Source organism: Arthrobacter sp. B0490 (genome assembly GCF_002929355.1).
Lineage (GTDB): Bacteria > Actinomycetota > Actinomycetes > Actinomycetales > Micrococcaceae > Arthrobacter_D.
Genome location: NZ_PJIR01000002.1, coordinates 73,068 through 96,422, shown reverse-complemented (window position 1 = coordinate 96,422; position 23,355 = coordinate 73,068). Strand labels below are relative to the sequence as shown.

The 23,355-nt window shown below is 71.6% G+C and carries 14 protein-coding genes; 4 read left to right on the top strand and 10 right to left on the bottom strand.

All coding sequences use genetic code 11. The annotated features are described in order from the left end of the window. Positions 1–21: 21 nt before the first annotated feature. The gene (locus CXQ97_RS03380) at positions 22–2,826 is read right to left on the bottom strand and encodes a GNAT family N-acetyltransferase (protein WP_104179443.1); all 2,805 of its coding nucleotides are present in this window, start codon (positions 2,824–2,826) and stop codon (positions 22–24) included. 108 nt (positions 2,827–2,934) lie between these two features. On the opposite strand from CXQ97_RS03380, the gene CXQ97_RS03375 reads away from it, so the two are divergent. Continuing rightward, the gene (locus CXQ97_RS03375; protein ID WP_181034959.1) at positions 2,935–5,535 is read left to right on the top strand and encodes a DNA topoisomerase (ATP-hydrolyzing) subunit A; all 2,601 of its coding nucleotides are present in this window, start codon (positions 2,935–2,937) and stop codon (positions 5,533–5,535) included. A 100-nt stretch (positions 5,536–5,635) separates the two neighbouring features. Here the strand turns inward: CXQ97_RS03375 and CXQ97_RS03370 are convergent, their stop codons facing one another. From CXQ97_RS03370 to CXQ97_RS03355, 4 genes are all read right to left on the bottom strand, one after another. Further along, positions 5,636–6,685 (bottom strand): GNAT family N-acetyltransferase, encoded by a 1,050-nt coding sequence (locus CXQ97_RS03370; RefSeq protein ID WP_104179441.1) that lies wholly within the window; start codon positions 6,683–6,685, stop codon positions 5,636–5,638. Between the two features lie 159 nt (positions 6,686–6,844). After that, positions 6,845–10,450: a thiol reductant ABC exporter subunit CydC gene (cydC, locus tag CXQ97_RS03365; RefSeq protein ID WP_181034958.1), complete on the bottom strand. Its 3,606-nt coding sequence runs from the start codon at positions 10,448–10,450 to the stop codon at positions 6,845–6,847. Further along, complete coding sequence (gene cydB / locus CXQ97_RS03360) at positions 10,447–11,469, bottom strand: cytochrome d ubiquinol oxidase subunit II (RefSeq protein WP_104179439.1); 1,023 nt, start codon at positions 11,467–11,469, stop codon at positions 10,447–10,449. The genes cydC and cydB overlap by 4 nt, the downstream gene beginning before the upstream one ends. Before the next feature lie 75 nt (positions 11,470–11,544). Then, positions 11,545–13,113, bottom strand: a complete 1,569-nt coding sequence (locus tag CXQ97_RS03355) for a cytochrome ubiquinol oxidase subunit I (protein WP_104179438.1) — start codon at positions 13,111–13,113, stop codon at positions 11,545–11,547. A 221-nt stretch (positions 13,114–13,334) separates the two neighbouring features. On the opposite strand from CXQ97_RS03355, the gene CXQ97_RS03350 reads away from it, so the two are divergent. After that, the gene (locus tag CXQ97_RS03350) at positions 13,335–13,703 is read left to right on the top strand and encodes a BlaI/MecI/CopY family transcriptional regulator (RefSeq protein WP_104179437.1); all 369 of its coding nucleotides are present in this window, start codon (positions 13,335–13,337) and stop codon (positions 13,701–13,703) included. A 7-nt stretch (positions 13,704–13,710) separates the two neighbouring features. Beyond that, a complete protein-coding gene (locus CXQ97_RS03345; RefSeq protein ID WP_104179436.1) occupies positions 13,711–14,706 on the top strand; it encodes a M56 family metallopeptidase in 996 nt (331 codons plus the stop codon). Positions 14,707–14,794: 88 nt separating this feature from the next. Here CXQ97_RS03345 and CXQ97_RS03340 read toward each other — a convergent pair whose 3' ends face one another. Then, positions 14,795–16,909 (bottom strand): type IIA DNA topoisomerase subunit B, encoded by a 2,115-nt coding sequence (locus CXQ97_RS03340; RefSeq protein WP_104179435.1) that lies wholly within the window; start codon positions 16,907–16,909, stop codon positions 14,795–14,797. Between the two features lie 243 nt (positions 16,910–17,152). Between CXQ97_RS03340 and CXQ97_RS03335 the strand changes: the two genes are divergently transcribed. Next, positions 17,153–17,374, top strand: a complete 222-nt coding sequence (locus CXQ97_RS03335) for a hypothetical protein (RefSeq protein ID WP_104179434.1) — start codon at positions 17,153–17,155, stop codon at positions 17,372–17,374. Between the two features lie 300 nt (positions 17,375–17,674). Here the strand turns inward: CXQ97_RS03335 and CXQ97_RS03330 are convergent, their stop codons facing one another. The 4 genes from CXQ97_RS03330 to CXQ97_RS03315 all read right to left on the bottom strand — a co-directional run bounded on the left by CXQ97_RS03330 (position 17,675) and on the right by CXQ97_RS03315 (position 23,252). After that, positions 17,675–18,892, bottom strand: coding sequence for an RNA polymerase sigma factor (locus tag CXQ97_RS03330; protein WP_104179433.1), 1,218 nt, complete (start codon positions 18,890–18,892; stop codon positions 17,675–17,677). Between the two features lie 303 nt (positions 18,893–19,195). Then, complete coding sequence (locus tag CXQ97_RS03325) at positions 19,196–20,653, bottom strand: DUF4192 family protein (protein ID WP_104179432.1); 1,458 nt, start codon at positions 20,651–20,653, stop codon at positions 19,196–19,198. An 85-nt stretch (positions 20,654–20,738) separates the two neighbouring features. Next, the gene (locus CXQ97_RS03320) at positions 20,739–22,079 is read right to left on the bottom strand and encodes a nitrate/nitrite transporter (RefSeq protein WP_104179431.1); all 1,341 of its coding nucleotides are present in this window, start codon (positions 22,077–22,079) and stop codon (positions 20,739–20,741) included. A 123-nt stretch (positions 22,080–22,202) separates the two neighbouring features. After that, positions 22,203–23,252 carry a proteasome assembly chaperone family protein gene (locus tag CXQ97_RS03315; RefSeq protein ID WP_104179430.1) on the bottom strand — a complete coding sequence of 350 codons (1,050 nt, stop codon included), beginning with the start codon at positions 23,250–23,252 and terminating at the stop codon, positions 22,203–22,205. Between the last annotated feature and the right edge of the window lie 103 nt (positions 23,253–23,355).

The following is a 23,355-nucleotide window of genomic DNA, read 5'->3' as shown; positions in this document are numbered from 1 at the left end:
GTTGTGCCTAACCCGGAGGCGTCAGTCGCGCATGGCGCGGCGTGCGCTGTCGGTCCGCCGCTGGGGGTTGCCGACGTCGATCGCGGCGCTGAGTACCGTGAGGCCCGACGACGCGACGAGCACCGGGTTGAAGTCGAGCAGCGCGATCTCGGGGTGGTTGTCCTTCAGCAGGGCCACGCGGGCCACGAGGTCCTCGATCGCCGCCACATCCGCGGGCGGGAGGCCCTGGTAGCCGAAGAGCTTGCGGGAGGCGCGCGGCGCCCGGACGAGGTCGGCGATGTCCCCGGTGCTCAGCGGCGGGACGGCGTGGGCCCAGTCGTCGAGGAGGTTGACGGAGTCCCCGGCGAGCCCGAAGGACACCACCGGCCCCATGAGCGGGTCCTCGATGGCGCGGATGCTGCAGGCCTGGCCGGGGGGTGCCATCGACTGCACCTCCATACCGAAGTGCCCGAAGGGCGCGAGCACCTTCTCCATCCGGGTGATGTTGCGCCGCAGGGACTCGGCGTCGTCGATGTTCAGCCGCACCCCGCCGAGGTCGAGGCGGTGCCTGAGGTGCTCCTCCATGGTCTTCAGGGCGACCGGCCAGCCCAGGCGGCCGGCCTGCTCGACCGCCTCGTCCGCCGAGGAGAAGCGGGCCGACGGCAGCAGCCGGATGCCGTAGGCGCCCATGAGCGACGCGCACTCGTCGGGGGTGAGCCGGGTGAGTTCGATGTCCGCGACGCGCGCCCGGACCTGCCCGAGGACCCGTGTGGCCCCGTCGACGTCGATCCCTGCCGGGTCGACGAACTCGCCGTGGTCGCGGGCACGCCACTGCGCGTACCGGACGACGGCGCCCAGTGCCGCGAGCGCGGCGCCCGGGCTCGGGAAGCAGGGCAGACCGCGCTGCAGGGGCAGGACGGCGGCGGTCCCGCGGTCGGCCGGGGCGCCCGCACCGGCATCCCCTCCCGCCGGGGCGCCCCCACCGGCCTCGAGCGGCCCCGTGACGGTGGCGTCCGTCTCCTCGGGGGAATCCGACGGCGCGCAGACGAGCCCGTCGAGTTGCAGCCGGGCGTCGAGGATGCCCGTGAACGAGGCGATGACCGGTTTGCCGGCCCGCTCGGCGCACCCCTGCAGGCACGCGGCCACGGCGTCGGCCGTCAGGCCCCGCGCCGGCAGCGTGGTGACGATCGCGGCGTGCACGGACTCCGCGCGCAGCGCCTCGTCGACGGCCGCCGTGAGGGCGGGCAGGGCCACGGACTGCCCCGTGTCGAGCTGCAGGCCCGCCTCGAGCCGCGCGACGGTCATCCCCTGGGAGACGACGCCGTCGGCCACGACCTTGCCGAGCGCCGACGAGTTGCTGAAGACCGCGACGCCCGGACCCTGCGGCAGGGGCTGGCTGGCGACGATCTGCGCGATGTCCATGAGCTGTTCCGTCGTCTCGACCCTCATCACCCCCGACTGGCGGAGCATCGAGTCGAGTGCACCGGCCGGCGCCTGGGTGGTCCGTACCGCGTGGCCGGGCGGGAGCTGCAGTCCCGTGACGTCGGACTTCGCGACGATGACGGGCTTCGTCCGCGCGAGGCGGCGGGCGATGCGTGAGAACTTCCGGGGGTTGCCGATCGATTCGAAGTACAGCCCGACGGCGCGGGTCGTGGTGTCGTCCTCCCAGAACTGCATGGCGTCGTTCCCGGACACGTCGGCGCGGTTGCCTGCCGAGATCACGGAGGACACCCCGAGCCCGCGGCGGTGTGCGCTCGCGTAGAGGAGCACCCCGAGTCCCGCCGACTGGCTGAAGAGCGAGAGGGCACCCCGGCGGGGCAGCTCGGGCGCCATCGAGGCGTTGAGGCGGACGGTGGGGTCGGTGTTCACCAGCCCCAGCGACGCCGGGCCCACCACGCGCATCCCGTGCGCACGGGCCTTGTGCACGAGGTCCCGCTGCCGTGCGAGGCCTTCCCCGCCGTCATCGGCGTATCCGGCCGTCGCCACGAGGAGTCCCCGGACCCCGGCGCGGGCGCATTGGTCGACCACCGCGTCCACCTGGTCGTGGGGTACGGCGACGACGGCGAGATCCACGGGTTCGGGGACCTCGGCCAGCGAGGCGTGGGAGATCATGCCGTGCAGCTCGAAGGCCTCCGGGTTGACGGCGTACACCCGGCCCGTGAAACCGCCGTCGATGAGGTGCTCCAGCAGGGCGTAGCCGACGGTGCCCCGCTCGCGGCTCGCCCCGATGACGGCCACCGACGACGGCGTGAGGAGCTCGGCCATGCTCCTCGCCTCCGCGCGGTGCTCGCGCGCCTCCATCACGGCCCGCGACCTCCGGGTGGGATCGATGTCGAAGCTGAGCATCACCACGCCGTCGTCGAAGTGCCGGGCCACCTCGTAGCCGGCATCCGCGAAGACCGTGATCATCTTGCGGTTCTCGGGGAGGACCTCGGCCGAGAAGCGCCGGATGCCGTTCTCGAGGGCGGCCGCGGCGAGGTGTTCGAGCAGGATGGACCCGACGCCGCGCCCCTGGTGGTGGTCCGAGACGTTGAAGGCGACCTCGGCCTCGAGCGGGTCGTCGAGGCGGTCGTAGCGGCCGATGCCGATGATGTCGGAGCCCCGCGTGATGACGAAGGCCACGCGGTCCCTGTGGTCCACCTCCGTGAAGCGCTTGAGCTCCTTCGCGCTGAGCTTGGCCTTGTAGGTGAAGAACCGCAGGTAGATGGAGTTCTGCGACTGGCGGACGTGGAACGCCTGGACCGCGTCCGCGTCGGAGGGCGAGATGGGGCGCAGGTGCCCGGTCCCGCCGTCGCGCAGGACGACATCAGCCTCCCAATATTCCGGGTATTGTCCGTCCGTCGCCATAGACTCAGGGTAGTCGGCATCCCCCGTTCCCGGCCCGAGCCGCGACCTGACGCGCGGATGCCCGCAGATCACCCCATTCGAACACCTGAGTTGTTGAGGAACCGCCACGTGGCCAGGCGCCAGAACTCCGCACCGCCGGAGGATTTCACCGAGAAGATCATCGACATCGACGTCAAGGCCGAGATGGAGGATTCCTTCCTCGAGTACGCGTACTCGGTGATCTACTCCCGCGCCCTCCCCGATGCGCGCGACGGGCTGAAGCCCGTCCAGCGGCGCATCCTGTACATGATGACGGACATGGGCCTGCGCCCGGACCGAGGACACGTGAAGTCCGCGCGCGTCGTCGGGGAGGTCATGGGCAAGCTGCACCCGCACGGCGACACCGCCATCTACGACGCCATGGTGCGCATGGCCCAGGACTTCTCCCTGCGCCTCCCCCTCATCGACGGCCACGGCAACTTCGGGTCCCTCGACGACGGCCCCGCCGCCGCCCGCTACACCGAGGCGCGCCTCGCGGCGGCCGCCCTGACCCTGACGAACCACCTCGACGAGGACGTCGTCGACTTCGTCCCCAACTACGACAACCAGCTGACGCAGCCCGAGGTCCTCCCCGCCGCCTTCCCGAACCTGCTCGTCAACGGTGCCAGCGGGATCGCCGTGGGCATGGCCACGAACATGCCGCCGCACAACCTCGGCGAGGTCGTCGCCGCGGCCCGTCACCTCATCGCCCACCCCGATGCCTCCCTCGAGGACCTGACACGCTTCGTCCCCGGACCCGACCTGCCGAGCGGCGGCAAGATCGTGGGGCTCGACGGTGTCCGCGACGCCTACGCGACGGGCCGCGGCTCCTTCAAGACCCGCGCGACCGTAACGGTCGAGCAGCTGTCCGCCCGGCGGACCGGCCTCGTGGTGACGGAACTGCCGTACACCGTGGGGCCCGAGAAGGTGATCGAGCGGATCAAGGACGCCGTCACCTCGAAGAAGCTCCAGGGCATCTCGGACATCGTCGACCTGACCGACCGCACCCACGGGCTCCGCCTCGTGATCGAGCTCAAGAACGGGTTCAATCCGAACGCCGTGCTGGCGCAGCTCTACCGCTTCACCCCGATGGAGGACTCCTTCGGCATCAACAACGTCGCGCTCGTGGACGGGCAGCCGCGCACGCTCGGGCTCCGGGAGCTCCTGCAGGTCTACGTCGCCCACCGGATCCTCGTGGTCCGCCGGCGCACCTCCTTCCGGCTGCAGCGCAAGCGCGACCGACTGCACCTGGTCGAGGGCCTGCTCGTCGCGATCGTCGACATCGACGAGGTCATCCAGATCATCCGATCCTCGGACGAGTCCTCGGCCGCCCGGGTGCGACTCATGTCCATCTACGACCTCACCGAGGTCCAGGCCAACCACATCCTCGAGCTGCGCCTGCGCCAGCTCACCCGGTTCTCGCGCATCGAGCTGGAGAAGGAACAGGAGCAGCTCCGCCTGGACATCGCGGGGCTGGAGGCCATCCTCGGCTCCGAGGAACGGCTCCGCACGCTCGTGTCCGACGAACTCGCGGAGCTGGCCGACCAGTTCGCCACCCCACGCCGGACCGTCCTGCTCGAGTCCGAGGCCGCCGCGCCGCTCAAGGGCTCCACGCTTCCCGCCCCGGCCGGCAAGGGCGCGAAGTCCGTGCTGCCGCTCGAGATCGCCGACGACCCCTGCTGGGTGCTGCTCTCGGCGTCGGGGCAGCTCGCCCGCACCTCGGACCGCCAGCCCCTCGGCGAGGGACAGCGCATCAAGCACGACGCCTTCCGCTCCGTGCTGCCGTCGACCGCGCGCGGCGAGGTGGGGGCCGTGACCTCCGCCGGCCGCATGATCCGCCTCCAGGTCATGGACATGCCCGCCCTGCCCCCCACCGCCGGGGTACCGAACCTGGCGGGCGGGGTGCCGTCGTCGGAGTTCATCACGCTCGAGCGGGGTGAGAGCCTCGTGGGGCTGGCCCCGTTGAACGGCGTCGTGGCTCTCGGGACCGCGCAGGGCGTGGTGAAGCGCGTGCAGCCGGACTACCCGCTGAACCGCGACGACTGGGAGGTCGTCACGCTCAAGCCCAAGGACAGGGTGGTGGGTGTGGCGTCGGCCTCCGACGCAGACGACCTCGTGTTCATCACGCGCCAGGCGCAGCTGCTCAGGTTCCCGGCGTCCGTGGTCCGCCCGCAGGGCAGGACGGCCGGCGGCATGGCGGGCATCAAGCTCACGGCCGGCGACTCCGTGCTGCACTTCGGCGCGGTGGCCGCAGGGGACGAACAGGGCGTGGTGGTCACTGTCGCCGCGGCCGGGAACGCCCTCCCGGGCACGGCCGCGGGATCGGCCAAGATCACCGAGTTCTCCGAGTACCCCGTCAAGGGTCGAGCCACGGCGGGCGTACGGGCGCACCGGTTCCTCCGCGGGGAGGAGACCCTGTCCCTCGCGTGGGCCGGCCACGGCCCGGCGCGCGCCGCGTCGGCCAACGGCGTCGCCCGGGCACTGCCCACCGAACACGGCCGACGGGACGGCTCGGGCGTTCCGCTGACGCAGCAGATCGACGCCGTCGGGCCGGGACTGGCGGGTCTCATCGAGGCGTCCAGGCCGGTCGCCCCTGCCGGGACGACCGGGGTCCGGCTGGTGGACGGATCGGCGCCCGGCACTCCGGAGCCGGCTGACACGGCGGACGACGGCCAGGGAACCCTGCTCTAGCCGCCTGCCGGCCGGACCGCCGCGCCGGGTGTCCAGACCCGGTGGAACGCCGCCCCGGCCCTGTGCCGCCGCGCCGGGTTCACGCGCCGCGCGGTGCCGGTCAGTCCGCGGGAACGGTGAGCGGCAGGTCGAACACGATCGCTCGCTGGGTCGGCACGTACCCCATGCGTTCGTAGAGGCCGAGTGCGCCCGAGGGGTTCTCGGTGTCGACGCCCAGCCCGGCGTTGTCCATCCCGGCAGCCCGGTAACGCTTCATCGCCTCGGCCAGGAGTGCCGGCGCCAGGCCGCGGCCGCGCCACGACCTCCGCACGCCCAGGAGGTCCGTGTAACCCTCCGTATGACCCAGCAGCTCGCGGGAGTCGGGGTCGTAGCTGGCGAGCTGGTAGGCCGCCACCTCGCCCCTGGCCGGGTCGAGCAGGGCGAGGCTCCAGTCGGCGCGGAACTCGGGGTGGCTGACGGTGAACTGCCACGACTCCTGGTCACGGGGCTCGCTCCCCCAGTGGTCCTGGAAGGCATCGTTGTGGGCGAGCCGGACCAGTTCCGTGATGTTCCGGTCGGCGCCGTCGGCGAAGCTCACGAGGTCCAGTTCCGCGGGGAAGGGCAGGTCGGGGATGGGCTGGTCCAGCGGTCGCGTCATCTCGGTGAAGTACCGGACGATCGTGCTCCCGCTCGCCGTGAGCAGGGCCAGGTGCGAGGGGTTCCGTTCCTCCACGTAGTTCCGGAAGACGCCCTCGGTCTGACCCGTCTCGCGCAGTCGCGCCGCCGCCCGCCAGGCCTGCCAGGCGAGGACCGCGCGCCCGATGCCCCGACCGCGCCATCCCGGATCCACGCCGCCCGCGCCATGGACGAGCGAGGAACCGGAGTTCATGGACAGCCGCCCGAAGGCCCGGGGCACGCCGCCGTCGTCGAAGCCTGCGATCGTGTCCCGGCGAGGATCGTTCTTGGAGGCCCGTAACGCCTGCTCGAGGTCGGCGCGCTGTTCCACCCAGTCGGGTTCGTCGACGGCCGCGATACGGCGAATCAGTGCCAGCCAGGCGTTGATGTCCGCGTAGGTGAGGGGACGCCACCGCAGCACCGCGGGCAGTGAGGGCGCCTCGGTTCTCGCCGCGCTGCTGCCGGGGTGCTGCCCGGACGGATCGGGGGTGCTCATGACCTCAGCGTATTGCAGGGTGCGCGGGACCGGCCGGATGCGACGCCCCGCTCCGGCGGGGCGTTCCCTGCGACCGGGCCGCGACGGCCGGGGGGCGCCGGCCCGGCAGCACGGCGAGGGAGCTGCCGCGCGGCGCCCGGCCTGCCCGCCGTTGCCGGTTCATGCAGCAGCGGGAGAGATGGCAGCGCCCGGCAGGACCACCGTCTCGTCACACAGTGCTGCCTCGTCGGGGTCGTGGGTCACCAGGAGGACCGCGGTCCCGGACAACCCGCGGCGCAGGTCCGCCAGCAGCGAGCGGGCGCCGTCGGCGTCGAGGTGCGCGGTGGGCTCGTCGAGGAGCACGACGCCGGACCGCGTCAGCAGCGCGCGGGCCACGGCGAGCCGCTGCCGCTGACCGCCGGACAACCGCGAACCACCCGCGCCGGCCTGCGCATCGAGCCCGTGCTCGAGGCCGGCCACGAACTCCGAGAGACCCACCGCGCGGAGGGCGTCCTCGAGTTCCCGGTCGGTGGCGGGGTCCCCGGGCGGTCGTGCGAGCTGCAGGTTGGAGCGGAGGCTCGAGTCGAAGAGGTGGCTCTCCTGCGGACACCATGCGATGCGCGGTCCGGAGCCGCCGTCACCCGGCACGCCGTCCACGAGCAGCCGCCCCTCCTCGAGAGGCAGGAACCCCAGCAACGCACCGATCACCGTCGACTTCCCGCTGCCGGACGGTCCCGTGAGGCCGGTCCAGCGGCCCGGTACGAGGCGGAGGTCCACGCCCGTCACCACGGGCCGGCCGGGCCCGTACCCGATGGCGGCGCCCTCGAGGTCGAGCCGCCGGACAGGGGCCGGGACTCCTCCGGTGCTGCCCGTACCGAGCGAGTCCCAGTCCCGGGGAGGACCGAGCCTCGGCCGGAGTCGGCGCACGACGGCGGCGAGCGCACCCCAGTGCTGCACCGCGGATGCTCCTGCGACGAAGGGTTCGATCAGGGCGAGCTGCATCAGCACGAGCACCGCCGTGGTGTCGGCGGGTCGGCCGGCCGAACCCGCAAGGATGCCGAGCGATGCTGCACAGCTCGCCGCGACGACGACCGCCGTCGCCGCTCCGGCAGCGGCGGCGGACCGTCGCGAGGCGGCCGACGCCCTGCGGTCCAGCTGCCGCGTCGCCCCGAGCGCGGCGCGATGGGCGCCGTTCACCCGGAGGTCGGGCGCTGCCCGGAGGAGACCGGTGACGCGTTCGAGGGCGTCGGCGCGCAGCTGCACGGCCGCGGCACCGGCAGCCCGCTCCCGCGTGACCGCCACGAACGGGGCGACGACGAGGGCCGCCCCCACGGCGAGGGCCTGCCAGCCGAGACCGGCCGGGTGCAGCACGGCCGTCGTGGCGAGGGCAGCGAGTCCGGTGAGCACCGAGGTGACGAAGGGCAGCAGGGTCCGGGCCGAGAGGTCCCTCAACTCGTCGATGTCCCCCACGAGCCGCTCGACGCCGCCCGAACCCCGGGCTATCGTGCGCCACGAGCGCCCGGCTCCCAGGAGCCCGGTCCACAGCCGCAGGCGCGTGTCGTCGGCACGGTGGAACACCGCGCGATGGAGCCAGAGGCGCTCCTCGTAACGCAGCAGGGAGCGTCCGATGCCGAAGAACCGCACGCCGACGATGGCGGTGAGGAGGTAGAGGATCGGCGGCTGCTCGGCGGCCCGGACGATGAGCCAGCCGCTGAGCGCGGTGAGCGCGACGGCGAAGACCGAGGCACCGAGCCCCAGGGCGGCGGCGGCGAGGAACCGACGGTCCCACGGCCGGACGAGGTGCAGGACGTCGCGCACGGACCGGAGCCAGGACAGCCCGCGGACGGCGTCCGATCCCGCCGGGTCGGCGTCCGACGACCCGGTGCGGGCGCCGGACGCACCGGACGCAACCAGGGCAGCCGGGCCGGCCGGGCCCTGCCCGGCGGCGGGACCCGCGGCGCCGGGAAGGACGGCCGCGCGAGGACCCACGACGGCGGCGCACAGGTTCTCCGCGCGTCCGCCGGGCCGGGCGGAGGACGCCGAGCCCTGCGTCACCAGGGACTGCCGCGCGTCCAGCCGGAGCTCGCCCGTCGCGAGGCCGGCCGTTTCGTCGTCGTGTGCTATCAGGAGGACGGAGAGCCCCGGCCGGCGGGCCGCGATGGCCCCCCGGATGGCGCGGGAGGCGTCGTCGTCCACGTGGGCGGTCGGTTCGTCGAGGAGCAGGAGGCGGACCGCCGGGTCCTGCGCGCGGAGCAGGGCGCGTGCGACGGCGACGCGGCGTAGCTCGCCGGGGCTCAGCTCCCCGGTCTGCCGGTCGGCCAGTCCGGCGGCGCCCACTGCGGCGAGCTGGGCGTCGATGGCCGGGGCATCCACCGGCAGCCGGGCATACAGGCCCAGTTCCGCGCGGACGGTCGCCAGAAGGAGCTCCGGGTGCTGGGGGACCCACGCGATCCCGCCTTCGGGCAGGCCGTCGACGCGGCCCTCCAGCCGCAATGCCGCCGGGATCGCCGCTCCCCCGGCCAGCGCCCGCATGAGCGTCGTCTTCCCCGACCCGCTGGGGCCCCGGAGTGCCAGCACCGATCCCGGGGCGAGGACGAACGAGACGTCCTCGAACACCGGTTCGACGACGCCGTCGTACCGTGCCGTGAGGCCTTCGACGCGGACGCCGCCCGGCACGGACGACGCGGGTGCGAGGGACGGCACGGACGACGCGGGTGCGGAGGACGACGCGGGTGCGGAGGACGGAGCGCGCACCGGCGCGGGGGCCCCGGCGGGAGGGGCGGTGATGACCGCTCGGACGCGGGCGCCGGCTTCCTCGCCGTCCTCGCTGGCGTGGTGCGCCGCGCCGAGGTCGCGCAGCGGTCCGTAGCATTCCGGCGCGAGGATCAGCGCGACCAGGGCCGTCTCCAGGCCCAGGTCGCCGTGGATCAGGCGCACCCCCGCGAACACGGCGACGACGGCCACGGAGATGGTGCTGATGAGTTCCAGGGCGAGGGACGAGAGGAACACGGTGCGGAGGGTCGTCATGGTGCGGGAGGTGTACGTGCCGGCGATGTCGCGGAGCGCCCGGGTCTGCTCGGCGGCACGGCCGAGGCCGACGAGGACGGGGAGCCCCCTCGCCAGCTCCAGCAGGTGGTCGGACAGGCGCCCCAGGGCGGCGGCCGCCTCCTGGGTGCGCTCCTGCGTGTGCAGGCCGATCAGTGCCATGAACACGGGGACCAGCGGCACGGTGAGCACGATGATGAGGGCGCTGACCCAGTCGGCGAGGAGGATCCGCGTGCCGATGAGCAGTGGGACGACGGCGCAGGTGATCAGTGCGGGCAGGTACTGCGTGTAGTACTTGTCGAGGCCGTCGAGCCCGCGGGTCAGCAGCACGGCGAGGGAACCCTGCCCGCTGCCGGCGGTATCCGCCCGTGTGGTGCCGCCGTCGTCGAGCACGCGCAGCAGGGCCGCCTCGCGCAGGCCCTCCTTGGCCCCGAGAGCGAGGCGCGCGGCGGTCGCGTCCTGCCCCCAGGCCGCGACGGCGCGCAGGGCGGCGCCGAGCGCGCCCTGGACGAGGACGGCCCGGACGTCCGGCGCTCCGCCGGCGAGGGACGCGATGCCGAGCGCGAGGGCCTGCGCCATGAGCACCAGTCCCGCGGCGCGGGCGGCGGCGAGCACACCGAGGAGGTACACGGCCGACGGAGCCCCTGTTGCGCCCGTCGAGCCTGCCGGTCCGCCCGAGGACAGGACGGCGAGAGGGGACGCGCGCCGGGCCCTGGGCACGGCCGGAGCGGCGGCGCTCACAGGGGGGCCACGACGTGTGCTGCGGGGATGCTCGCCTCCGACACGCGCCGGCGGAAGACCCAGTACGTCCATCCCTGGTACGCGAGGACGAGGGGCAGCCCGAAGCATGCGACGACGCTCATCAGGCCGAGCGTGTAGGGCGACGACGAGGCGTTCTGCACCGTCAGGTCGAAGGCTTGGTCCAGGGTGGAGGGCAGCACGACAGGGAACGCCGCCCCGAAGATCGACCCGACGAGCGCGAGCATCCCGACGCCGAGCGACGCGAACGCGCGACCGTCGCGCCCTGAGACCGAGCAGCGGTGGGCGGCGATGACGGCCACGACGGCGAGCACCACGGCCAGCCAGGTGACGGCCGTCCCGGTGTCCAGCTGGACGAGGAGGGCCCACCCCAGGAACGGGACCAGCGCGACGGGCAGGAGCCGGCGGAACAGTCGCTCGGACTGGTCGTGCACGCGCCCCTCGGTCTTGAGCGCGATGAACGCCGCCGCATGCACGAGGCAGAACAGCACGACGGCGGCCGCCCCGAGGAACGCCGGCGCGGTGGCCCACGCGAAGGCGCCGCCCACACGGTTCCCGTCGGCGTCGAGCGGGAGTCCCGTCGTCGTCAGCGCGAGGACCGCACCGATCCCCGCCGCTGCGGTGAAGGAGCCGATGGCGATGGCCCAGTCCCAGCGGCCACGCCAGGCATCGCTGTCCCGCTTGCCGCGCCATTCGAAGGCGACCGCCCGGAAGATCAGGCCGAGCAGCACGCACAGGAAGGGCAGGTAGAGCGCCGACAGCAGCGACGCGTACCAGGACGGGAAGGCGGCGAACGTCGCGCCGACGGCCGTGACGAGCCACACCTCGTTGCCGTCCCACACCGGTCCGACCGTGTTCAGCAGGACGCGCCGCTGCGTGTCGTTCCGCGCCATCAGCTTCATGAGCATGCCGACACCGAGGTCGAATCCCTCGAGGAAGAGGTAACCCGCCCAGAGCACGGCGATGACGACGAACCAGAGGGTGGGCAGTGCCTCGGTCATGAAAGGAACCTTCCGGGCGAGTGGGGCTGACGAGTACGAAGCGGCGGCGTCGGGCCGGCGGTGGGACGGGCGGGGTCAGTAGGCGAAGGCCAGGACATCGCCGTCGTCCTTCCCGCCGGTCGACGGATCGGCCCCGACGTGCGCCAGCTCCGGCATCGCGGAGGCGGTGCCGCCCCGGACGTAGGTGAACAGCAGTCTCACCTCGACCACGAGCAGCACCGCGTAGACGGCCGTGAGGGCGACGAGGGAGACGACCAGTTCGGCGAGGGAGACGCCGGGCGAGACCGCCGCGGCGGTGAACATGAAGACGCTGTCGATGCCGGAGGCGTCCGGGTTGGGCGCCACGACGAACGGCTGGCGCCCCATCTCGGTGAAGATCCAGCCCGCGGAGTTGGCGCCGAACGGAGCGAGGATGCCGAACACCGCGAGGCGCATGAGCCACCGTGACTCCGGCACGGTGCCCCTGCGGAGGACCCACAGGGCGGCCGCGGCAGCCGCGGCGGCGATCGCGCCGAAGCCGATCATGATGCGGAAGCCCCAGTAGGTGACCTCCATGACGGGCAGGTAGTCGATCTCGGTGCCCGCGCGCTCGCCGTACATGGGGTCGTCCGGCAGCGTGGTGCCGTACTTCTCCTGGTACTCGGGGAGCAGGGTGTTGACGCCCTTGACCTCGGTGGTGAAGTCCCCGTTGGCGAGGAACGAGAGCACGCCGGGCACCTCGATGACGGCGGTGATGTCGTCACAGCTCTGGGCACCGAGATTGCCGACGGAGAGGATCGAGAATCCCGTGCCGTCATGGCAGGCGGCTTCCGCGGCGGCCATCTTCATGGGCTGCTGGTCGAACATGAGCTTGCCCTGCAGGTCCCCCGTGATGCCGGTGCCCGCGAACGCGATCATGGCGACGAGGGCACCCGCCCGTGCGGAGCGGAGCCAGACCTCGTGGTCCACGGCGTCACGGGCACCGACCCGGTCACGGACGACGAGGGTGCCGTCCGCGCCGACGGTGTCGAGCCCGTCGTGGCGCCGCTTCCACAGGTGGTACCAGCTGATGCCGAGGAGGAAGGCACCGGCCACCGCGAGGGCTCCGAAGAGGGTGTGGGGGAAGGCGACGAGGGCAGTGTTGTTGGTGAAGACCGCCCATGCGTCGACCATCACCGGCCTGCCGTCGACCATCTCGACGCCCACCGGGTGCTGCATCCACGAGTTCGCCACGAGGATGAAGTAGGCGGAGAAGACGGAGGCGAGGACGGCGGCCCAGAGCGACAGCAGGTGGATCAGCCGGGGCAGGCGGTCCCAGCCGAAGATCCAGAGACCGAGGAACGTCGACTCGACGAAGAAGGCCAAGAGCGCCTCCATCGCCAGCGGCGCCCCGAAGACGTCCCCGACGAAGCGGCTGTACTCGCTCCACGCCATGCCGAACTGGAACTCCTGCACGAGGCCGGTGGCGACACCCATGATGAAGTTGATGAGGAAGAGCTTCCCCCAGAACTTCGTCATGCGGAGGTAGTGCTCCTGGCCCGTGCGGTGCCACAGGGTCTGCATCGTCGCGACCAGCAGACCCAGCCCGATGGTCAGCGGCACCATCAGGAAGTGGTAGACGGTCGTGATCCCGAATTGCCACCGGGCAATCTCCAAGGCTTCCATCGGACCCTTTCGGCAACGCCGGGCGCCGGCGACGCGGATTTTCTACACGCTGTAGAAAAGTTCTTCTACACATCGTAGAACAAATCGGGGTGCATTTCTACGCGGAGTAGAAATGTCCGGCCCGACGCTGTACGTTAGATGCACCACGCTTCATCGCCCCCTCGCGGGGGCGGATCGGGACCCGGGACGGGCTCCGGTCGTGCATTGATCGAAGGAAGAACATGGCAACGCTCGGAGACCTCGAACGCACGGTGATGGACCTCCTGTGGGCGACACCGGAAGCGATGAACGCCAACGCCCTGCGGGACGCGATCGCGGAGGCGCCGTCAGGGGAGGTCGGACGCGAACTGGCGGTCACGACGGTCCTGACCGTGCTGTCGCGCCTGGAGAAGAAGGGCCTCGTGGAGCGGGAGCGCGACAGCCGCCCGCACCGCTACCGGTCCGTGACGAGCCGTGAGGACCACACGGCGGAGCTCATGCACGAGGTGCTCGTGACAGCGCCCGACCGCGAAGCCGTCCTTGCACGGTTCATCGGCAGCGTCTCCCCGGCCGAGGCCGAGACCCTCCGCAAGTTGCTCGGCGGCAGCTGACCCGTCGGTGTTCTGGGCCTCCTACCTGCTCGCGGCCCTCGCGATCGTCCTCGCGTGGCCGGCACCGATCGCGCTCTCCCGCGCCTCGTGGCCTGCACGGGCTCCGTTCACCGCGATGATCCTCTGGCAGTCGATAGCCCTCGCCGGCGGACTGTCCATGATCGGGGCGATGCTCGTCTGGGGCCTCGAGCCGCTCGGCGACAACCTCGTCTCGGCCTCGGCGGGATTCTTCGGCATCCTGCTCAACGAGGAGTCCGCCGCGACCCTTGGCGTGATCCACGTCTTCGCGATCAGCGCGGCGACCCTGCTGTTCGGGCACCTCCTCTTCACCCTGGCGCTGACCTTCGTCCGCATCCGTCGGCAGCGCAGGCGCCACCGGGACATGCTCCACCTGCTGAGCTCCCCCGCCGCCGACCAGCCCGCCACACTGGTGATCAGTCATCCCGCCCCCGTGGCCTACTGCCTCCCCGGCGGGGCGCGGTCCGTGACGGTCATGTCGGACGGTCTCATCGGCCTCCTCAGCCGCGCCGAGCTCGACGCGGTCCTCACGCACGAGAACGCACACCTCCACCAGCGGCACCATCTGCTGCTGTGGGCCTTCGCCGCATGGCGTGCGGCGCTGCCCTGGCTCCCGACGTCGCAGCTCGCGCAGCGCGCCGTGAGCGAGCTGATCGAGATGCTCGCGGACGACGAGGCCCTGCGCCACGTCGACGAACCCACGCTCGTACGCGCCATCGCCATCGTCGGCTCGGGCGCGCTCCCGCCCCCGCAGGACGAGCTCGACGACCCCCTCGCGGACGAGGGCAGGGGTGGGGGGAACCCCGCTGCGGCCGATGTGACCGGCGGGGTCGCCGACGCACGATCGACGGCGCATCGGCTGCGACGGCTGCTCACGCCCCTGCCGCCACTGGGCCGTCTCCAGCAGGGCCTCGCCCTCTCCACGGCCGGCCTGCTCCTCGTGGTGCCCCCGGTGCTGCTCGTGGCACCGGAACTGCTGGGCTGAGCAGCTCCGGTGCGGCTTCCCGTCGTGCTCGCCTGCAGCAGGTCCACACCCCATCCTCGGGCCGCCCCGAGATCCCGCCACGCGCACGTCAGGCGTCGATGCGGTCCCGATCCAGGGACGCGGCCCCTGCGATGATGAAGTCCTTGCGCGGGGCCACGTCGCTGCCCATCAGGAGGTTAAAGACGTTCTCGGCCGACTCGGCCTCCTGGATCAGCACACGCCGCAGGGTCCGGTGCCGCGGATCCATCGTGGTCTCGGCCAGTTGGTCGGCGTCCATCTCACCGAGCCCCTTGTAGCGCTGGATGGGCGACTTGTACCGCTTGCCCTTCTTCTCGAGCGCCGCCAGGAGGCGCGTCAGTTCCGCCTCGGAGTAGGTGTACATCATCTCGTTCGCCTTCGAGCCGCCGTTGATCACCTCGACGCGGTGCAGGGGAGGGACGGCGGCATAAACCCGGCCGGCCTCGACGAGCGGACGCATGTACCGGAAGAACAGGGTGAGGAGCAGCGTGCGGATGTGGGCGCCGTCCACGTCGGCGTCGGTCATGAGGATGACCTTGCCATACCGGCGCGCGTCCAGCTGGAAGCTCCGCCCGGACCCGGCCCCGATGACCTGGATGAGGGCGGCGCATTCGGCGTTGGACAGCATGTCGCCCACGGAGGCCTTCTGCACGTTGAGGATCTTCCCCCGGATCGGCAGGAGCGCCTGGTAGTCGGAGGACCTCGCGTTCTTCGCCGTGCCGAGTGCGCTGTCGCCCTCGACGATGAACAGTTCGGAGCGCTCCGGGTCGTCGATGCGGCAGTCGGCGAGCTTGGCAGGCATGGTGGACGTCTCGAGGGCGTTCTTGCGCCGCTGCGTCTCCTTGTGCACCCTCGCGGAGATGCGTGACTTCATCTCGGCAACGACCTTCTCAAGCAGCAGGGCCGACTGCGCCTTGTCGTTCCGGGCGGAGGAGGACAGGCGGGCCTGCAGCTCCGTCTCGACCACCTTCGCGACGATGGCCTTCACCGCGGAGGTCCCGAGGATCTCCTTGGTCTGTCCCTCGAACTGCGGTTCGGCCAGACGCACCGTGAGGACGGCCGTCAAGCCTGCGAAGACGTCGTCCTTCTCGATCTTGTCGCTACCCGCCTTCAGTTTGCGCGCGTTGGCCTCGATCACCTTGCGGAAGGTCTTCAGCAGGGCCTGCTCGAAGCCGGTCTGGTGTGTTCCGCCCTTCGGGGTCGCGATGATGTTGACGTAGCTGCGGACCGTCGTCTCGTAGCCGATACCCCAGCGCAGGGCGATGTCGACGTCGCAGTGCCGCTCCACCTCGGCCATCCGGCTGTGTCCGCGATCGTCGAGGACCGGCACGGACTCCTTGAAGCGGCCCGAGCCCTGGAAGCGCCAGACATCCGTCACGGCCGCGTCGAGCGCCAGGAACTCCGCGTACTCGGAGATGCCGCCGTCGTGCTGGAAGACCTCCTCCACCGGCCCCGACTCCCCCGGCGTGCCCGGAAGCTTCCGCTCGTCCCGGAGCGTGAGGCGCAGCCCCGGGACGAGGAACGACGTCTGGCGAGCGCGGGTCTGCAGCTCCTCGTAGGAGAAGGCGGCATCGGGGGTGAAGATCTGGCGGTCCGCCCAGTACCTGATGCGGGTTCCGGTGACGCCCCGCTTGGCCGTCCCGACGATCTCGAGGCGGGAGCCGTCCAGGAAGGGTTCGAAGGACGACGTGGGCGACGGCGTCCTGGCGTCCTTGAAGAGGCCGGGCTCCCCCCGGCGGAACGACATGGCGTACGTCTTGCTGCCGCGGTCCACGAAGACGTCCAGGCGGGACGAGAGCGCGTTGACGACGCTCGCCCCGACGCCGTGGAGGCCGCCCGAGGCGGTGTAGGAGCCACCACCGAACTTGCCGCCGGCATGCAGTTTGGTGAAGACGACCTCCACGCCGGTGAGCCCGGTCTTCGGTTCGATGTCCACCGGGATGCCGCGGCCGTCGTCGTGGATCTCCACGGACCCGTCCGCATGCAGGATCACCGTGATGCTCTGGCCGTAGCCCGCCAGGGCCTCGTCCACGGAGTTGTCGATGATCTCCCAGAGGCAGTGCATGAGGCCACGGGAGTCGGTCGACCCGATGTACATGCCGGGACGCTTGCGCACGGCCTCGAGGCCCTCGAGCACCGAGAGGTGCCGGGCTGTGTAGTCCGAAGTGGGGGGTGTCACGAGCATTCTCCTTGGCGGAACGGGCACGAACCAGGACGGGCACCGGGCGGTGTGTTCGAAAGGGATGGGGATCTTCAGTCTATTGCCCGGTACTGACAGGGACCGTCAGGCGCGGGCCGGTGCTCCCCATGGCTTTCCGGCAACGCCCCATACCCCCTGGTACGCCCGGAGCGAAAGAAGGCCAAACCTGCGAAGGGCCGCTGACGAATAGTGGTTATATGAGTACACGATCCACAGGAGGAGACACTCATGACCACTGCAGTAGCAACTCGCGAACTAACTGCCCTGGACCGCTGTGACCGATGCGGCGCCCAGGCCTACGTGCGGGCCGTCCTTCAGTCTTCCGGTGGAGAGCTTCTGTTCTGCGGCCACCACGCGCGGGCCGTCGAAGCAAACCTGAAGCCGCTCACGTCGGAGTGGCAGGACGAGACGCAGCGGCTTCACGTGAAGCCCGCCGTCGTCGGCGACTGACCACTACAGGACGCGAACCCCTTACCTTCGAGACCAGGCGCTCCGTGTACGGGCGCAGCAGACGGATAGGCCCCCTCCACCGGAGGGGGCCTATCCGCGTTCCGGGCCCGACAGGTCCACCCACCGGAGGGGGCCTATCCGCGTTCCGGGCCCGACAGGTCCACCCACCGGAGGGGGCCTATCCGCGTTCCGGCCCGACAGGTCCACCCACCGGCGGGACCGTCCCCGGCCGGGATGAGCCCGGGGACGACGCAGGGCCCCTCCCTGAGGAAGGGCCCTGCAATGCCGAAGAGGTCCGGCTCAGTCCAGGTAGTCGCGCAGGACCTGGGATCGCGAGGGGTGGCGCAGCTTGGACATGGTCTTCGACTCGATCTGGCGGATCCGCTCGCGCGTCACGCCGTAGACCTTGCCGATCTCGTCGAGGGTCTTCGGCTGCCCGTCGGTGAGGCCGAAGCGCATGGCGACGACGCCCGCCTCCCGCTCCGACAGGGTGTCGAGGACGGAGTGAAGTTGCTCCTGGAGCAGCGTGAAGCTGACGGCGTCCGCCGGCACGACCGCTTCGGAGTCCTCGATCAGATCACCGAACTCCGAGTCGCCGTCCTCGCCGAGGGGCGTGTGCAGCGAGATGGGCTCACGGCCGTACTTCTGCACCTCGACGACCTTCTCGGGCGTCATGTCGAGCTCGAGGGCGAGCTCCTCGGGGGTGGGTTCGCGACCGAGGTCCTGCAGCATCTGGCGCTGGACGCGGGCGAGCTTGTTGATGACCTCGACCATGTGCACGGGGATGCGGATGGTCCGGGCCTGATCGGCCATGGCACGGGTGATGGCCTGGCGGATCCACCAGGTGGCGTAGGTGGAGAACTTGAAGCCCTTGGTGTAGTCGAACTTCTCGACCGCACGGATGAGGCCCAGGTTGCCTTCCTGGATGAGGTCGAGGAAGAGCATGCCGCGCCCCGTGTAGCGCTTGGCGAGGGACACCACGAGACGGAGGTTCGCCTCGAGGAGGTGGTTCTTCGCCCGCTTGCCGTCGTGGATGACGAACTCGAGCTCGCGCTTGAGTTTCGGATCCATGTCGGGGTCGGCTGCGATCTTCTCCTCGGCGAACAGCCCGGCCTCGATGCGCAGGGCGAGGTCGACTTCCTGCTCGGCATTGAGCAGGGCGACCTTGCCGATCTGCTTCAGGTAGTCCTTGACGGGGTCGGCGGTGGCTCCCGCAGACACGACCTGCTGGGCCGGCGCGTCGTCGTCGTCGGCATCCGAGTAGACGAAGCCCGTGGTCGTGCCGGTCTCGGCGGCCTCGGGCTTGCTGTCCTCGGCGTCGACGTCGGCCGCGGCATCGACGGCGGGATCGGCTGCATCGAGCGTGTCCACCGAACCCTGGGCGTCCGAGGACGAGGCCTTCGCGGCCGCAGCGGTGGAAGCAGCCTTGGTGGCGGGCTTCTTGGCCGCTACCCGTCGCTTCGTGGTGGTGGTACCGGCGTCTGTCGACGCCGGTGCTGCTGTCTTCTTGACCGGCACAGAGAACCTTTCATACGGCGGTGTGTGGTGCCATCAGAGGGACAACACCACTATGACCCTGTCAAGTCCGCGCTGGTTATCAGAGCTGTCCGGCGGGCCACGTCCCAGATGGAACGGTCCTGCGGTCCTCGCTATTCCCCGGGATCCGCCCTGGGGCGGAACATGTTCCGGCGATGCTCGGTGCGTTCTGATGCACGGACCCAACCGGGTCTCAACCTTCATTGTCTCACGGCTGCCCGCCGCGCCGGAAATCATCGCCGGACCGTCCGCCCCTCCCCCGGGCCCCTTTTCCACCGGTCGGAGTCACTCCGCTCCATGCTCCGCCCTCCCGGGGTCGGCGGTCCACGCGGTCGAGCGGCGCCGGGCCCACGCCGGCAGCCCGCCGCGGCGCAGGAGCTCGGCGAGCAGCCGTGCGAGGCGGTAACCGGGCACCGCCTCCTCCGCGGCGTCGAGGAACACCGCCGCCCGGGAACCGCGCCCGCGCGCATATTCGAACCAGCCCGACATCGTCAGGGCTGCAGCGCGCGACTCGCCCTCCGCCACTGCCGCCAGCTGTGCGAGGACCTGCGACATCGCGTCGACCCGCGCCCAGGCGATCATCCCCGTGAAGCGCCCGGCCAGGACATCGGCGTAGAGCGTCGCGGCATCACCCCCGCAGCCTGCGTCGCCGGGCTCCCGGACCTGCGGGTCCGCCGCCGTGGCGCCCCGCGGGGCCGCGGTGCCGGCGCTCCGCGCACCGTCCACGGCGGCCCCGAGACGCACGCTCCACCCGCCGGTGCCGCGGACGGCAGGCAGGACGGGGAAACCGGGCGCAGCCGGGCCGCGCGCCGGCTCGTCGCGCACAACGGGGCCGCCATCCCCGCCGGCTTCGGGCCCTCCGACGCCGGCCTCCCCGTCGGACGACCCGCGGGACCCGGACAGCCCGCAGGCCGAGGCGCCGCCGAGCGCCGGCGCGGACCCCAGGCATGCACTCACGAACAGGAAGTCGCGGACCGTCCGCGACTCGATGCTCGCCAGCAGGAACCCCGCGACCTCGGGTTCGGTGCCGGCTCCGAACTCCTCCGGGATCAGCAGGACGGCGTCCCAGACGCCGGAGGTCGCCAGGAACTGAGACCCTGACGTCCAGTGGCCCGAGCAGCACGCGGCGAAGTGCGCCTGTGCGTCCTCGATGGCGCGGCGATCGGCCTCGGACGCGAGGCCTCCCCGTGCCACCGCGGGGGCGGCGCGGAGGACGGCCGCCGGCGCCGACGCATCGAAGGCACTCCCACGGAAGATCAGTTCGGCGTTGAGGGCACTGTACGCCAGGCCGTCGAGGGGCTGGCCGGGCCATGGACAGCAGGCGTCGTCCCTGCAGAAGTAATCGCGCCATCCGGCCGCCGAGACGAACCACCCGGCCCGGACCGGGAGCCCTGCGGCCTCGAGGACGGCTTCGAGGGCGAGCACCAGCCCCTGGTGCGGTGCCGGTGCGAGCCTCACCCACTCCTCGTCGCTGTACACGATCACGAGCGTGCCGTCCGCGCCGGCGTCGCCGCGCAGGAACGAGAGGACTCCCGCGGCGAACGCGCGCGCGTCCGCTCCGTCCGGTGGCAGGTCCACCCGGAGCGTAGCGCCCAGCCTCCGGCCGGAGGTCGTCAGGACGACGAGGCTCCGGCCGGGCATGAAGCCGAGCGCATGGGGTACGTAGGACAGGATGTCCGCCGGCGAGGTGACGGCGAAGGGGGACGCGGGGCTGCCCGGCGCTGGGCTCTTCGAGGACGACATGCACGCCAGCCTGCCCGCCGCGCCGGGACCCTGTCCGGTCCTCCTGCCCTATGTGGACACGCGCCGGCCACCGGTGACGCGCGTCTCAGCCGTCCTGGCTCCTGGCGACCCTCGCGTCCCGGCGACGGCGCCGTTCACGCGCCAGGGCCTCCCGGATCGGCGGCACCACCACGCCCTGCTCGGCCATGCGCCGTCGCACTCTCCGCCGTGCCACCAGGACGGCGGCGACCCCGGTCGCGAGGACGACGAGCTGCGTGGACATCGCGAGCCGGAACGATTCGAGCGCGTAGAGGTCGCCCTGCGAGAAGCCGCTGCCGAAGAGCACGTCGAGGACCACCCCGATGACGAACATCGACAGCAGCGAGGCCATGAAGCCACCGATGTTCACGATGCCCGTGGCCGTACCCATCCGTGCCGCCGGATTGAAGGTGCGGGCGAAGTCGAACGCGATCATCGAGCCGGGCCCGCCGACGGCCAGGGCGACCACCAGCAGGGTGAGGAGCGGCAGCGGCGCGGGGCCGGGGTGGAGCAGCACGGCGAGCCAGGCCGTGCTGATGAGCGCGGCGATCGCGAGGACCATGGTGGACCGGCGCAGCGGGTGCCGCCCGACGTAGCGGCCGAGGAAGGGCCCGCACGCGATACCCACGGCCACGAACAGCGTCATCAGGGCCGAGGCCGTGCCTTCCCCGATCTTCTCGGCGCGCACCAGGTAGGGGTAGCCCCACATGAGGACGAAGACGGTCCCCGGGAACTGGATGGTGAAGTGCGACCAGAGACCGAGGCGGGTGCCCGGCTGCCTCCAGGCCTCGACGAGGGAGGTGCCGGTCTGCCGCAGCGTCTGCGCGGTGCGCTCGCTCCCTGCCAGCGGCGAGTCCCTGATGACGGCGACGGCGAGCACGACGGCGAGCACCGAGAGGGCCGCGGCCGAGAGGAAGGCCGGTTGCCATCCGAAGGTCGAGAGCAGGGCCACGAACGGGACGACCGACACCACCTGCCCGAGCTGACCGATGATCCCGGTCCATTGGGTGAGGACCGGGATGCGCCGGGGCTCGAACCACGCCGGGAGGAGCCGGAGGACGCTGATGAAGGTCGTCGCATCCCCGGCACCCACGAAGAGGCGCCCGACGATCCCGGCGCCGACGGAATCGGCGAAGGCCAGCTGCGCCTGGCCCGCCGCCATGAGGATCCCGCCGGTCACGATCAGCGTCCGGGGACCCCACCGGTCCACGAGCACGCCCACCGGCACCTGCAGGCCCGCGTAGACGAGGAGCTGGACGACGGTGAAGATCGACAGCTGGGAGGCGGAGGCGCTGAAACGGTCGGTCGCCTCCAGGCCAGCCACTCCGAAGGTGGTGCGCTGCGTCACTGCGACGAGATAGGCGGCGACTCCCGCCGCCCACACCAGGAGAGCCCTCGAAGAATTCACCTCCCCATTATCGCGGAGACGGCGCGGCATTCCGGTGGGCCGTCGTCGGCGCGGACCCCGGGGCACGACGGAGCCCGCCCGTTCGACGGGGCGGGCTCGGGAGGATCCCCTGCGCGGGCGGGGTCAGGAGGCCGGCGTGCCGTCGTCGTCCTGCCCCTCCGGGGCCTTCCTGCCTGCCGGCTCGTCGCGGCTCTCGCCGTGGCGGGCGTAGTCGATGGACGTCGTGCCGGGGAACTCCGTGTCCCACAGGAGCGTCGACTCCTCCTCCGCCTGGGGGCTGGCCAGATACGCCTCGACCGCCGCTCCCAGCTCCTCCGCGCTGGCGAGCTCGCTGTTGTCCTTGACCAGGAGCGACTTCCGGGCCGCCCCGTCCGCGTATTCGTCGTACCGCTTCTCGAGCGAGGCGACCACGGACTGCACTTCCGCGGAGTTGCCGACCTGCCGTGCGATCTGGCGCTCGACGTCGCGCCCGGTCTCGCGGAGCCGGTCCGTCGGCAGCACCAGGCGGGCCGTCGCGCCCAGGTACTCGAGCCCGGCCACGGCGGCGGGTGGGTACTCGGCCTCCGCGAGATAGTGCGGCACGTGGATGACGTGCCCGACGACGTCGTGGCCCGCCTCGATGAGGCGCAGCTCCAGGACGTGGCCGATGGACGCCTGCAGCTCCGCCGTGGGGCGCCAGGCGTTCATGCCGTCGATGAGGTCCGCCCGGTTGCCGTGCAGGGTTACCCCGATCGGCCGCGTATGCGGGACCGGCATGGGGATCGCATGGATCCACGAGGTCATGGGCACCTCCAGCTCCTCGACGAGGCCGACGACGGCGCTCGCGAACCGCTCCCACTGGAGATCGGGCTCCACGCCGGTGAGGAACAGGAAGGGTTCGCCCAGCCCGTCGTACAGGCGGTGCAGTTCGAGCCGGTGCGGCTGGTAGTCCGTGAGGTGGTCCTCGGCGAAGGTGATCCTGGGGCGCCGGCCCCGGTAGTCCATGAGCTGGTCGGCGTCGAACTCCGCGACCGGGTCGTGGTCGAGGATCTCGAGCAGCTCCTCGCTGACCTGCGAGACGACATGGCCCGCGTCCATGAAACCCGTGAGGCTCACGAGCAGGGGCAACCCGCGGCTCGCGGGGTCCTCGAAGACTTCGGTATCGATGTTGTACAGGGTTCGTGGATCCAGCATGGCTCTCTCCTGAAGGTGGTCCTGCTCTTCTCAACACCACCGGCACCGGCTTCATTCCGGAACGGGATGAGCGGCGGCACACGGACTACGATCGTCAGGACGG

Excerpts from the sequence above, each read along its gene's own strand:
- CXQ97_RS03380 (WP_104179443.1), bottom strand. The coding sequence starts at position 2,826 with ATGGCGACGGACGGACAATACCCGGAATATTGGGAGGCTGATGTCGTC.
- CXQ97_RS03370 (WP_104179441.1), bottom strand. The coding sequence starts at position 6,685 with ATGAGCACCCCCGATCCGTCCGGGCAGCACCCCGGCAGCAGCGCGGCG.
- cydB (WP_104179439.1), bottom strand. The coding sequence starts at position 11,469 with ATGACCGAGGCACTGCCCACCCTCTGGTTCGTCGTCATCGCCGTGCTC.
- CXQ97_RS03355 (WP_104179438.1), bottom strand. The coding sequence starts at position 13,113 with ATGGAAGCCTTGGAGATTGCCCGGTGGCAATTCGGGATCACGACCGTC.
- CXQ97_RS03350 (WP_104179437.1), top strand. The coding sequence starts at position 13,335 with ATGGCAACGCTCGGAGACCTCGAACGCACGGTGATGGACCTCCTGTGG.
- CXQ97_RS03340 (WP_104179435.1), bottom strand. The coding sequence starts at position 16,909 with ATGCTCGTGACACCCCCCACTTCGGACTACACAGCCCGGCACCTCTCG.
- CXQ97_RS03335 (WP_104179434.1), top strand. The coding sequence starts at position 17,153 with ATGACCACTGCAGTAGCAACTCGCGAACTAACTGCCCTGGACCGCTGT.
- CXQ97_RS03325 (WP_104179432.1), bottom strand. The coding sequence starts at position 20,653 with ATGTCGTCCTCGAAGAGCCCAGCGCCGGGCAGCCCCGCGTCCCCCTTC.
- CXQ97_RS03315 (WP_104179430.1), bottom strand. The coding sequence starts at position 23,252 with ATGCTGGATCCACGAACCCTGTACAACATCGATACCGAAGTCTTCGAG.